A 12,602-nucleotide genomic window follows, 5' to 3' on the forward strand; every position below is an offset into this window, starting at 1 on the left:
CCCAATTCTATGGTTTGGCTTTGACGAAGGCAGCTTTGATGGCTGACGTTGAGCTGATGATCGAGCCTATTTCTTCCCCGGTCAGAAATTCCTCGGGAGGCTTTTCCATCAATTTCACCAATGACTTGAGCTCTTTAAGGGCTGTTTGGAAAGCGGGTGACGCAGTGTATTGCTTGTCACTGATCAGACGAAAGTTATCCAACAGGCTTTGCCAGGTTTCCGGATGCAGAAGCAATCTGGAGCTGTCTGCGTTGCGAGCATCCCCCATTCTCCGGGCAAATTGGTTTGTGGCTTCTGTCCAGCTTCCCAGGGACATGACAGTGTACATTTCATAACGTTCTTTGTCGAACAAAGTCTGCTCCACGGAGTACTGCATGTTGTACAGAGTGTTTTCCAGGATCGGCCAGTCTTCTGAGTCCAGCATCGGTTTGACACTGTCTCTGAGCTTTGCTGAGATGTCCTCCAGACCCAGTTTGGGCCCCAAGCCAATGATCTGGGCCAGCAGCGCGTCCAATTGACGGCCATTCCGGTTTAACACAGCCAATTGGAGGTCCGTGGTCAGAACGCCCCAGGCAAAAGCGTTGTGCAGCGTATCCTGGGCGGAAGGGGCGATCATGCCTATCGAGAAACTTTCTTGTGTTTTGCCCAGGCCGTCAAGGGCGAGAAACATCGACTTGAACGAACCTATGGGAGCGAATTGGGTGACCCTGTTGCGAGCGTCCGGAAACTTGCTCTTGTCGTTGTTCTTGCAGGAAGCCACAAACAAGGACCCGATCAGGATCGCCAGAATTAGATGCTTAATTTTCATATAGTTCCTTTTAACAGTATGCAGGTCATTGGCAGCTTGAACACCAAAGTCGCTTCAAGGGCAGTTTTCTTGGAATAGGAAGAATAAAATTCACGCTAGAAATGCCGGCCAGGGCGTCAAGTTTTTTTCGCGGGCAGAACCGAAGCTCGATCATGGGCGAGGCGCTTCCTCGGTGATTGAATTCACGCACTCCGCACACAGGTGATAATGGCAGAAACGGTGGAAGATCTCGATCAAGCCTTGCTGGTATATCGTCTTGGAGTTAGCGAGCTTGCTGTGCGTGGCACTCATGTATCTGCCCATGAAGCGGGTGATGTGGTTTTCCTGCAGGGCGGGGAAATCGGCATACACAGCCATCACGCGTTGCTGGGAAGCGGCATCGCCATGCTTGTCATAATACATGTAACTGATCGGCAGGAAAATATTGACGAAGATGCTGCTGATCAGGCCCTGCCCGAGTTTGGGCAGCTTTTCAGCTCCAGGCAAGGTACTTTGGGCAAAGCTCCTGGCAAAAGAGGAGCGGGATTTCCCGCCTTGGAAACTGCCGGTTTCAAATTGGTCCAGAAAGTAATTCAGAAAGCTTTGCTCAGAAGTTCTGGCGATCAGGCTGCCCATGGCAAAGATGCGGTAAATTGGATGGTTACCAGGACGGATGCGGAACAATTGCCAGGGCAGATCAAGTTTTCTGGCGTAGAACTTTTGGCGCTCATAAGTTTGCCGGAGAAGTTCGAGCAGCGACCCTTCCAGGCGATTTTGGCTTTTATCCAGGAGCCCGGAAGCGCAGCAGAAGATCGCGACCAGTTCCAGCGGCGTCATGCCCTGCTCTTGCCAGGAGCGGATGCTTTTAAGGTGGACCGTTTGGGCCAGGCTGAGCATGTTTTGCTTGTTTTTGTCATAGCCCAGGGCCTCCATCACGCCCTCATAAAAAACCTGGTCAAAATCGCTTAGCAGCAGCGAAGCGTTGAAGCGGCGCACTTTGTTTTTAAACCGGCGCAATCCCCAATTGGCAAGGATACTCAGCAGCCGGTCGTTGTCAATTGCTGAAAGGAGCTCGCAATAGGTCGACCGGTCCTCGCCGGAGGGGACAAGCGGAGATTCCAGCAGCTTGCGGATGTCTTCGCTGAGTTGGTCCTTGAGTTCCAGGATCTCGGCAGTTTCCCCGTTTTGCTTGATCGTGATTTGCTGCTTGCCGGCATTCATTACCACATGCAGGATCACATTGTTGAAATGGGGATCCTCGTGATGCTCGTGGGCGTTCCAATCGTAGCTGTTGATATGGATTTCCACGTCGCCCCTTAGTATCTCACCGTCCAGGGAAACGATCACGTTGCGGAAATCCGGGCCCCGGTTGGTGTTGTATTGGCCCTGGTAACTCACTTGCAGGGTTTTTCCGCTCACAGTTTTGAGCGGAGTGAGCAGATGCCCGGCGTCCCAGATATGGTAGAGGAATTTCTCTTCCATCGGCGAAAACGAACTAATAGTATCTCTGCAGCATGGTGTAGCGCTGCCTGGCTGAGCGTGATTGATAGTAGGTTTGGGGAGAATGTTTGATCGGACTGCTGAGGATCGAGATCAGCTTCATTGATCGGTCACGGCCCAGGTTTTGGCATCCGGTTCCATAATAGTGGAGAGACGCGGTTTGGATGCCGTAAATTCCCTTGCCCCATTCGACATAGTTCAGATAGAGTTCCAGCATGCGGTCTTTGCTCATGAGCAGTTCCATGATCAGGGTCACCTGAACTTCCAGGTATTTGCGCAGCAGATTTCTGTCCGTGGTCAAAAAGATCGTCCGAGCCACCTGGTTGCTGATGGTGCTGGCCCCAAACCTTATTTTGCCTGATTTCTGGTTCCGCTGCCAGGCTTGCTTGATCATCTCCCATTCGAACCCAAAATGCTTGTAGTAGTTGCCGTCCTCGATCGTGACGGTCATGTTGACCGTGCTGCGGGGGATATGCTCCAGCTTGATGTACTCGCGTTTATGCCAGTCATAGCCTCTGACCAGGTATCTTTGCAGCATCAGAGGCGTCACGGGTGGGTTCACAAAGCTGTAAAGGAGGCTAAGCGCGGCAATGATCGCCCAAAACCAGAGATGCAGGCCCAGGATGAAACGCAAGATCCGTGCAACCAGGCTGCGCTTACGTTTCATATGCAATCTTCATTTTGCCAATGGGGTGAGTAGGCAAGCGAAAGCAGGATTATAATCGGACAGCCAGGAGCTTTTGAACTCTCCATCCTGGTGCCTGAAAAACTTGTCTCAGGCCTTTTCCTGTTCTTTGTTCATGAAAGCGGCCACCCGGGCTTTGCGGCGGGACGCTGTGCGTTTGTGGATAACACCTTTCTTGGCGGCTTTATCCAGCTCGGAGTAGATCCTATCCAACATGGCCTTCTTCTCTTCAGCGGGCATGTCGGTTCTGATCTGCTTGTCCAGAGTCCGGAGAGTGTGTTTGACATAGTTGTTGCGGGCCTGGCGCTTGGCGTCCGTCTTCATTCTTTTTAGCGGTGACTTGTGTTGGGGCATGGTTATCCTCTTATATTCTTAATCATTTGTCACAAAGATAAATGGGGTCAGTTTCTGTCAACCCCTTTTTATACCCTCGAGTTGTTTGATCAGCTTAAGTGCCTGATTCTGTGAGCTTAAGGCAGAAACATCCCTGTGATTCTCGATATCCTCTTTCCGCTCCCAGGCCTTGAACAGCTTTCTCAGGTAATCCTGGCCGTTTTTGGTGTCTTCCGCATCCAGGAATGCCCCTGCATCGTAGCCAAGAATGAGCTTTTCCGCTTCCCCGCCTTTGGGGCCAAGGCAGAAGATCTTGGTTCCTGAGGCCAGGTATTCAAATAGTTTGGTGGTTAGCATGCCTTCCGAGCCCTCATAATAGTTGATCAACAGCAGTAAAACTTCGGAATCGACCATTTCCGCCAAGGCTTCCTGGTGCGGTACGAAGTCTCTGGCCAAATGGCTTCCGGGCATCAAATCCCGCAGCAATTCTCTCTGCTCATCACTCAGGCGCGTACCAATGAAAACCAGCTGATACCTCTCACCCTGCAGCGCTTCGGCTATCATCCGGATAAGGAGCCCAATTTCCTGGCCTTCCGTGATGTTTCCCACATACTTCAACCTGAAGGTGGTCCCGTTTTCATTGCCAAAGGTCTGATCTCTCAAGGAATCAAACTTGCGAGCATCAAAACCGTTGTAGACCACACTTGAGTTAACACTTGGCAGTTGTTTTGCCAGGTACTCAGAGACGACGGTATTCAGATCGGCACCCAGGGCCACTTTGCGTTCCAGATGCCGGTGGATGCGCATGCTCAGGGCTGAGGGCGGATTCAGTTTCAGGTAGTAGATCGAGGTCCAGGGATCCCGCCAATCCGCCACCCATCTGAGTTTGTGCCTTTGTTTGAGTTTCAGGCCCAGCAAATGGGTGGAGTGGGGCGGTCCGGTTGTGATCACGATATCGGTGGGGTTGTGGCGCAAATGCTCAACCGCAGTTTTGTATGCACTGGGGTTCCATGCTTTGCGCAGATCCGGTATGACCAGGTTCAAGCGGAGCCAGACTATGATCTTGTGCCTCAACCCCGCGTTTTTCATGGAACCGAGGTTTCCGTGGGGAAGGGAGCTATTCCTGCCCATCAACAATTTCCAGATCTTTCCGGAACTGGGTGCGTGGGAGCGCAGGACCTTGACTTCAGGCGGTATTTCTGCCAGCAGGCTATCATCCAGATAGGGATAATCCCCGGACCGAGTCGTGAGAACGGTAACCTCAAACCCCCTTTGCACAAGGTCTGGCAGCCATTTCAACCATCGTTGCACGGAAGCGCCGCCGCAGGGCGGAAAATAATAGGTGATCAAAAGCAGGCGCATTCAGGCTTCCAGGATCATGTCGGCCAGAGTCTGCCAGGAATAGCGTTCTTTGAAGGCCGGGATGTTCGCGCTCATGGGCTGGAACAAGCCCTCATTGAAGAAACGAATGATCGCCCGTGCCAAAGCATCAGGATCATTGGGAGGGACCAACAATCCAGTTTCGTTTGCCAGCACATACTCGCTCAAACCGCCCACGTCTGAACAGATCACAGGCACGTTGAAACTGTAGGATGTGGCGATAACGCCGCTTTGCGTGGCGCTTTTATAAGGCAGTACGCAAGCATGGCTGCTGCGGAAAAATCCTCCGATCTCCAGGTCGGTAACGTAACGGAAATGCGCTTCCACGCGGTCTTCGAGCCCCAATTCCCGGATCATTTTCCGATATTGGGCTGGATTGCCGTAGACCTCGCCCGCAACTATGAGCCTCAATCCGGAAACCTTGCCGGCCGCCTTTTTCATTGCTTTGAGCAAGACATCCAGCCCCTTGTATTCCTTGATCAGGCCAAAAAACAACAGGGTGGGGTCTCCAGGCTGTTTGTTTCCGTCAGAAGCCGCAACTTCACCATAACAATCATAAATGGGATGAAAAGCCTGCAGGCCTCGGGAGGAGACCGCCGCAGGCATTTTGCGCTGGAGGTCTCTGAAGCTGGCCCCGGATAAGACCACGATCCTGTTGCAATGCTTGAAAAAGGCTTTGGTCAAGACATCCGCCCCAGGCCACTTTTCATGAAAATCAACATTATGCGCCAGACAGATGATCTTGATACCCCGCAAGCGCTTGCAGATCCAGGCATAGGAGGGGGCGAACCAGGGCAAAAAATAGGAAACGATCACGACGTCGGGTTCAAAATTCCGGATCTCTTGTACGGCCCTATTCCAGGTTCCGCAAAGATAGGGCGTGAACACCGGTTCGATGTCCAGGTCTGGCTGGGAACTGAACTCTGTGGTCTGGGAATCGCCCGGGAAAAGGATCTGGGGATATTGCCTGATAAAATTGAACATTTTGACATTGTATCCCCGCCTTTGATACTCTGTGGCGAGCATCAGGGCGAATTGCGATATCCCGCCCCGAAAAGGAGGCGCGGGCCCCAGCATGGCTATTTTCCAAATTTCCTGTCGCATCGATCCTCCTGCCTCTAGTTCCTGCTCTGCAGAAAGAAACGCCTCACCACCTCGGAATCCTGGTATTTTCCGAACAGTGCCATCAGCTTGAGACGAACCTTGACGCCTTTCAGATCACCCGCCAGGATGCAGCCCAGATCGGAGAGATGTTTTCCGCCGCCTTCGTATCCATATTCTGAGAGCACTCTGCCAGTGTAGGTGCGTGAACTGATCACCACCAGAATATTCCTGGCCAGCGCGTCCTGGATGTCAGGAATGAGGCTTCGGGGCACGTTGCCTCTGCCGAAAGCTTCGATCACTATGGCTTTGGCGCCGTTTGCCAGGGAGCTTTGGATGTATCTTCCATCCATGCCGGCCACTGCCTTGATCAGGTCAACGGCGGTGTCGAGCTTGTCGGTCCAGACGTTTTCCCGGTATAAAGCAGAACGGTGATATACGATGGCATCCGGATCGACGCTGCCCAAGGGCCCGTATCCGATGGAGCGAAAGGCGTCCACCTTGCCGGTATCGGATTTTACGACATCCCTGGCTGTGTGGATCTCATCGTTCATCACGACCAATACGCCCTTGTCGGCAGAATCGTGGTGGCTGGCAACCCTCACCGCTCCGATGATGTTGCGTGGCCCGTCCAAGCCGATGTCACTGCCGCTGCGCATGGCCGCTGTGAAAACCACCGGTTTGCGGGTAGTCAGGACCAGATCACAAAGAAACGCAGATTCTTCCAAAGTATCGGTACCATGAGTGATCACCACTCCATCATAATCAATGATCTTCAGATCGATCAATTGTGCCAGTTCGAGCATCATCTCCGGTGTGATGTAAGGACTGGGGAGATTCAAATGATCGAGCACCTCCACATTGGCAACGCTTTCCAATTGCGGAAATTCGTGTAATATCCCCGCCAGTTCCGAGCTGGGAACCACGCCCAGCGAACCTTTGGAGGTCATGGATATCGTTCCGCCGGTCAGGATGATCAGTATGTTCTTTTTCATCGCAGGTCTTCTTTATCTCTTGTTGCGGTATGGGATCGGATCTTCAACCCCCGCCAGTTCAAATGCTTTCCGGCGCAGCCGGCAGCTGTCGCATTCGCCACAGGCAGTTTCATTGCCAACATAGCAGCTCCAGGAAAGCTCAAAGGGTGCTTTTAGTTCCCTGCCCAGTTTCACTATCTCTGTTTTTCTCAGGTGCAAAACGGGAGTGGCCAAGCGGATTTCCCAGTCGTTCCGGGTGCCGGCCGTGATAGTTTCCTGGAAGGCACGGAAAAACACTTCCCGGCAGTCGGGATAACCGCTGCTGTCTTCTTCCACGGCCCCAATATAGATGTAGCTGGCCTTGATGACCTCAGCCCAGGCCACTGCGGCGCAAAGCAAATTGGCGTTGCGGAAGGGCACATATGTCATCGGAATCCCTTGGCTGTGGCCATGAACAGGAACTTCCATGGCTTGATCGGTCAGGGCCGATCCGCCGATCCTCTCAAACCAATCCCAGTTCAGGACCTCGCTGCGCCGGGGTTTGTAGTGCTCGCTCATGGCCTGGAAACTTGCCAATTCTCTGGCCTGGGTGCGTTGGCCATAGCTGGCATGCAGAAAGTTTAGCTCGTCGCAGTCACGGTTTGCGACCGCGGCGGTGACCAAGCTGTCCATTCCTCCGCTCAGGAGGACTATTGCTCTTTTATGCTCTGTTTTCATTCTTCTCCCATCCAGTTTATCATTTATTGGACCAGCCTGTTTGTGTCAAGTGCGGAATTTTCGCTGGAGAAAATCCAAGTCCGCAATCCAATGAAAGCTGTCAACCACCTTGATCTCAGATCCTGGAAGGGGACTGCCAGAATTATTTCGTTGATCTTTATTGCCATGCCCTACAATCAGTTGCGCGTCCTAAAATAAAATAAATGCGGCTCGGTGCAATTTTTCCATTGACAAAAATACGGCCCTGAAAAGTTATGACTAAACGTGCGTTTGATGATCGCAAGATTTGAGAACGCTTAGATCTTTAACAGTTTATAGAGTGGGAATGAGAGGAAAAGCTCTTGTCAATTCAATCATTATAAAATGATGGAGAGTTTGATCCTGGCTCAGGACGAACGCTGGCGGCGTGGATTAGGCATGCAAGTCGAACGGTAGGATCCTTTCGGGGATCTGAGAGTGGCGAACGGGTGAGTAACACGTAGGTGATCTACCCTCAAGACGGGGACAACCCAGGGAAACTTGGGCTAATACCGGATGTGAGTGTCCTTTTTGGACATTTGAAAGGTGGCTTTCGGGCTGCCGTTTGGGGATGAGCCTGCGCTCTATTAGTTAGTTGGTGAGGTAACGGCTTACCAAGGCGATGATAGATAGGCGGCCTTAACGGGTGGTCGCCCACACTGGGATTGAGATACGGCCCAGACTCCTACGGGAGGCAGCAGTCGAGAATAGTCTACAATGGTCGAAAGACTGATAGTGCGACGCCGCGTGAACGAAGAAGCCCTTCGGGGTGTAAAGTTCTTTTATATGTGAGCAGTGACATCCATGTAAATAGCATGGGTGTAGAGATATTAGCATATGAATAAGCAACGGCTAACTCCGTGCCAGCAGCCGCGGTAACACGGGGGTTGCGAGCGTTGTCCGGAATTACTAGGCGTAAAGGGCAGGTAGGCGGATCCATAAGTTTAAAGTTTAAGGCAACGGCTCACCCGTTGTACGGCATTAGATACTGTGGATCTGGAATGCGGTTGGGGAAGACAGAATTCCTGGTGTAGCGGTGGAATGCGCAGAGATCAGGAGGAATACCGAAGGCGAAGGCAGTCTTCCAAGCCGTTATTGACGCTAAACTGCGAAGGTGTGGGTATCAAACAGGATTAGATACCCTGGTAGTCCACACAGTAAACGATAATCACTAGGTGTCGGTTTCGTAGAGGATTCGGTGCCGTAGCTAACGCGATAAGTGATTCGCCTGGGGAGTACGATCGCAAGGTTGAAACTCAAAGGAATTGACGGGGGCCCGCACAAGCGGTGGAGCATGTGGTTTAATTCGAAGCAACGCGAAGAACCTTACCCGGTCTTGACATCCGAGGGATCCTTCAGAGATGAGGGAGTGCCGGCTTGCCGGAACTTCGAGACAGGTGCTGCATGGCTGTCGTCAGCTCGTGTCGTGAGATGTTGGGTTAAGTCCCGCAACGAGCGCAACCCCTGCTTCCAGTTACCATCATTAAGTTGGGGACTCTGGAAGGACCGCTGCGGTAACAACGCAGAGGAAGGTGGGGACGACGTCAAGTCATCATGGTCCTTATGACCGGGGCTACACACGTGCTACAATGGTAGTTACAGAGGGGAGCGAGACAGCAATGTGGAGCGAATCTCAGAAAAGCTACCTCAGTTCGGATTGAGGTCTGCAACTCGACCTCATGAAGTTGGAATCGCTAGTAATCGCGTAACATCATGACGCGGTGAATACGTTCCCGGGCCTTGTACACACCGCCCGTCAAGTCAGCCGAGTGGAGTGCACCCGAAGGAGGTGAGCCAACCCGCAAGGGGAGCAGCTTTCGAAGGTGTGCTTCGTGAGGAGGACTAAGTCGTAACAAGGTAGCCGTACCGGAAGGTGCGGCTGGATCACCTCCTTTATAAGGTGCAAAAAGGCAAGAAGCCTTCCTCCATTCCTACCTCTATAATGATAAAGGGGAATTAGCTCAGCTGGGAGAGCGCCGCTTTTGCAAGGCGGAGGCCGTCGGTTCGAATCCGTCATTCTCCACCATCAATAAACATTTTTATACATACAAGTTTAGATTAGATCTTTACCAGAATATAGAGTGGATCCGCGGTGAGAGAGAGAGTATAACACACAAGGATACATTGGTGAAAGCACAAAGGGCGTATGGTGGATGCCTACGCACCAAATGGCGAAGAAGGACGTGGCGAACTGCGATAAGCCCCGGGAAGCTGTAAGCGAGCTTTGATCCGGGGATTTCCGAATGGGGCAACCCGGCAGGTTGAAGACCTGTCATCCGGCACCGATTGACCATCCCTGTTTCCTGATAATGGGAAGCGGAATGGGGTGTTCAATCGGTGCTGGAGGCGAACGGCGTGAACTGAAACATCTTAGTAGCGCCAGGAAGAGAAAGTAAAAACGATTCCCTCAGTAGTGGCGAACGAACGGGGAAGAGCCTAAACCGGCCTTTTGGCCGGGGTTGTGGGACGGCGACATCTGATCTCAACTTATAGACGAACCGATCTGGAAAGTTCGACCGCAGGGGGTGAAAGTCCCGTAGTCGAAATGGGTTGATATTGGTAGCCGGATCCCGAGTAGCCCGGGACACGAGAAATCCTGGGTGAATCCGCGAGGACCATCTCGTAAGGCTAAATACATTTGGTGACTGATAGCGTAGCAGTACCGTGAGGGAAAGGTGAAAAGCACCCCGGGAGGGGAGTGAAATAGAACCTGAAACCGTATGCCTACAAGCGGTCAGAGCTGGCGCCAACAATGTTCGTGAAAACGTGCAAGCGTGAAAGGGTGTAACCCGGGTTCAAGCCTTCGATGCGAGGTTTGGCCGGATGTTACACGTTTCCACTGCTCCACGATTTTCACGGATATCGTTGGCGCTGGTGATGGCGTGCCTTTTGCATAATGAGCCGACGAGTTAATGTCATAAGCGAGGTTAAGTGTTACAGGCACGGAGCCGTAGCGAAAGCGAGTCTTAACAGGGCGTGAAGTTTATGGTATTAGACCCGAAACCGGGTGATCTACCCATGGTCAGGTTGAAGGTTGGGTAAAACCAACTGGAGGACCGCACCAACCGTTGTTGAAAAAGCGGTGGATGAACTGTGGGTAGGGGTGAAAGGCCAAACAAACCCGGAGATAGCTGGTTCTCTCCGAAACATATTTAGGTATGGCCTCAGGTGGACATTAACGGAGGTAGAGCACTGAATGGGCTAGGGGGCTCACAAGCTTACTGAACCCAATCAAACTCCGAATGCCGTTAATCAATACCTGGGAGACAGGGCGTGAGGGATAAGCTTCACGTGCGAGAGGGGAACAACCCAGACTGTCAGCTAAGGTCCTCAAATAGATGCTTAGTGCGTAAGGATGTTCAATTGCCCAGACAGCCAGGATCTTGGCTCAGAAGCAGCCATGATTTAAAGAGTGCGTAACAGCTCACTGGTCGAGTGGTAGAGCACCGAAGATAATCGGGACTATAAGCATCTTACCGAAGCTGCGGAGCAGCGCGCTTGCGCGTTGCTGGTAGGAGAGCATTGTGCCTGCGCCGAAGGTGTATTGTAAGATATGCTGGAGCGAGCACAAGAGACCATGTCGGCATGAGTAACGACAATGCGGGTGAGAAACCCGCACACCACAAGCCCGAGGATTCCTGAGTAAAGTTAATCTTCTCAGGGTTAGTCGGCCCCTAAGGTGTAGCGAATAGCGAAGCTGATGGGAATCAGGTTAATATTCCTGAACCTGTGTATGATGCGATGGAGTGACGCGACGGTGCAGCGGGGACTGCTGTTGGAATAGCAGTTGAACGCGTGTAGGAGGTGATCCAGGCAAATCCGGGTCACGCATACTCCGAGGCGTGGGACGAGGCGCAAGCCGCAAAGCCCGTGTACAGACGTCGCCGAGAAATAGCTTCTAAGCTTCAGTCATGCACAGACCGTACCGCAAACCGACTCAGGTGGGCGAGGAGAATATCCTAAGGTGTTCGAGCGAACTCTGGTTAAGGAACTAGGCAAAATAACCCCGTAACTTCGGGAGAAGGGGTGCCCCGTTATCGTGAAGGAGAACATCCCAAGCGAGAGGGGGCCGCAGTGAAGAGGCCCAAGCGACTGTTTATCAAAAACACAGGTCTATGCGAAGGGGAAACCCACGGTATATAGACTGACACCTGCCCGGTGCCGGAAGGTTAAATGGAGAGGTCATCCCTCTTTTACCGAGCGCAGAGGTTCGTGACAAGGTGAAACAGATCGTGAAAACGTGAAATATGCCGTGAAAACGTGCAACCAAGGCCGGGACTTGTGATCGCAAGTCCATAGCAAGGTTACATGCTTCCACCCTTCCACGCTTCCACGTCTGCACGCATCCACGATCCTGCACTCCGTAAAAGAGGGAGAAGCTTCGAAATGAAGCCCCGGTAAACGGCGGCCGTAACTATAACGGTCCTAAGGTAGCGAAATTCCTTGTCGGGTAAGTTCCGACCTGCACGAATGGTGTAACGATTTGGGCGCTGTCTCAACCAGGGGCTCGGTGAAATTGAAGTAGCGGTGAAGATGCCGCTTACCCGCGAACGGACGGAAAGACCCCGTGAACCTTTACTGTAGCTTGGTATTGTAAATTGGTGCAGTATGTGTAGGATAGGTGGGAGGCTATGAAGCGTGCACGCTAGTGTGTGTGGAGCCGACGTTGAAATACCACCCTTATTGTATTGATTTACTAACGATCGTAAAGCGATCGGACATTGCCAGGTGGGCAGTTTGACTGGGGCGGTCGCCTCCGAAAGAGTAACGGAGGCTTGCCAAGGTTCCCTCCGGCTGGTTGGTAATCAGCCACAGAGCATAAAGGTATAAGGGAGCTTGACTGCGAGACTGACGGGTCGAGCAGGTGGGAAACCAGGTCTTAGTGATCCGGCGGTCCTGAATGGAAGGGCCGTTGCTCAAAGGATAAAAGGTACTCCGGGGATAACAGGCTGATACCGCCCAAGCGTCCATAGCGACGGCGGTGTTTGGCACCTCGATGTCGGCTCAACTCATCCTGGGGCTGAAGAAGGTCCCAAGGGTTCGGCTGTTCGCCGATTAAAGAGTTACGCGAGCTGGGTTCAGAACGTCGTGAGACAGTTCGGTCCCT

General features: G+C 52.4%; 8 protein-coding genes, 1 tRNA gene and 2 rRNA genes. 3 read left to right on the plus strand and 8 right to left on the minus strand.

From position 1 onward, the window contains the following. Positions 1-7: 7 nt before the first annotated feature. The 8 genes from K0B87_01435 to queC form a co-directional block, all read right to left on the minus strand. Positions 8-808, minus strand: coding sequence for a hypothetical protein (locus K0B87_01435; protein ID MBW6513402.1), 801 nt, complete (start codon positions 806-808; stop codon positions 8-10). Positions 809-958: 150 nt separating this feature from the next. Next, positions 959-2,269 (minus strand): DUF2851 family protein, encoded by a 1,311-nt coding sequence (locus K0B87_01440; protein ID MBW6513403.1) that lies wholly within the window; start codon positions 2,267-2,269, stop codon positions 959-961. Positions 2,270-2,282: 13 nt separating this feature from the next. Beyond that, positions 2,283-2,954 carry a transglycosylase domain-containing protein gene (locus tag K0B87_01445; GenBank protein ID MBW6513404.1) on the minus strand — a complete coding sequence of 224 codons (672 nt, stop codon included), beginning with the start codon at positions 2,952-2,954 and terminating at the stop codon, positions 2,283-2,285. 108 nt (positions 2,955-3,062) lie between these two features. Beyond that, positions 3,063-3,326: a 30S ribosomal protein S20 gene (gene rpsT, locus K0B87_01450; GenBank protein MBW6513405.1), complete on the minus strand. Its 264-nt coding sequence runs from the start codon at positions 3,324-3,326 to the stop codon at positions 3,063-3,065. A 57-nt stretch (positions 3,327-3,383) separates the two neighbouring features. After that, positions 3,384-4,667, minus strand: coding sequence for a glycosyl transferase (locus K0B87_01455; protein ID MBW6513406.1), 1,284 nt, complete (start codon positions 4,665-4,667; stop codon positions 3,384-3,386). Then, positions 4,668-5,789: a glycosyltransferase family 4 protein gene (locus K0B87_01460; protein ID MBW6513407.1), complete on the minus strand. Its 1,122-nt coding sequence runs from the start codon at positions 5,787-5,789 to the stop codon at positions 4,668-4,670. Positions 5,790-5,803: 14 nt separating this feature from the next. Beyond that, positions 5,804-6,781 carry an asparaginase gene (locus K0B87_01465; protein ID MBW6513408.1) on the minus strand — a complete coding sequence of 326 codons (978 nt, stop codon included), beginning with the start codon at positions 6,779-6,781 and terminating at the stop codon, positions 5,804-5,806. A 12-nt stretch (positions 6,782-6,793) separates the two neighbouring features. Then, positions 6,794-7,477 (minus strand): 7-cyano-7-deazaguanine synthase QueC, encoded by a 684-nt coding sequence (gene queC, locus K0B87_01470; protein MBW6513409.1) that lies wholly within the window; start codon positions 7,475-7,477, stop codon positions 6,794-6,796. A 363-nt stretch (positions 7,478-7,840) separates the two neighbouring features. Between queC and K0B87_01475 the strand changes: the two genes are divergently transcribed. From K0B87_01475 to K0B87_01485, 3 genes are all read left to right on the plus strand, one after another. Beyond that, positions 7,841-9,390 (plus strand): 16S ribosomal RNA (locus K0B87_01475). Positions 9,391-9,445: 55 nt separating this feature from the next. Beyond that, positions 9,446-9,521: transfer RNA gene (locus K0B87_01480), tRNA-Ala, on the plus strand. A gap of 100 nt (positions 9,522-9,621) precedes the next feature. Then, a 23S ribosomal RNA gene (locus K0B87_01485) occupies positions 9,622-12,602 on the plus strand; the annotation flags it as partial.

The organism is Candidatus Syntrophosphaera sp. (assembly GCA_019429425.1).
In the GTDB taxonomy this organism is placed as follows: domain Bacteria; phylum Cloacimonadota; class Cloacimonadia; order Cloacimonadales; family Cloacimonadaceae; genus Syntrophosphaera.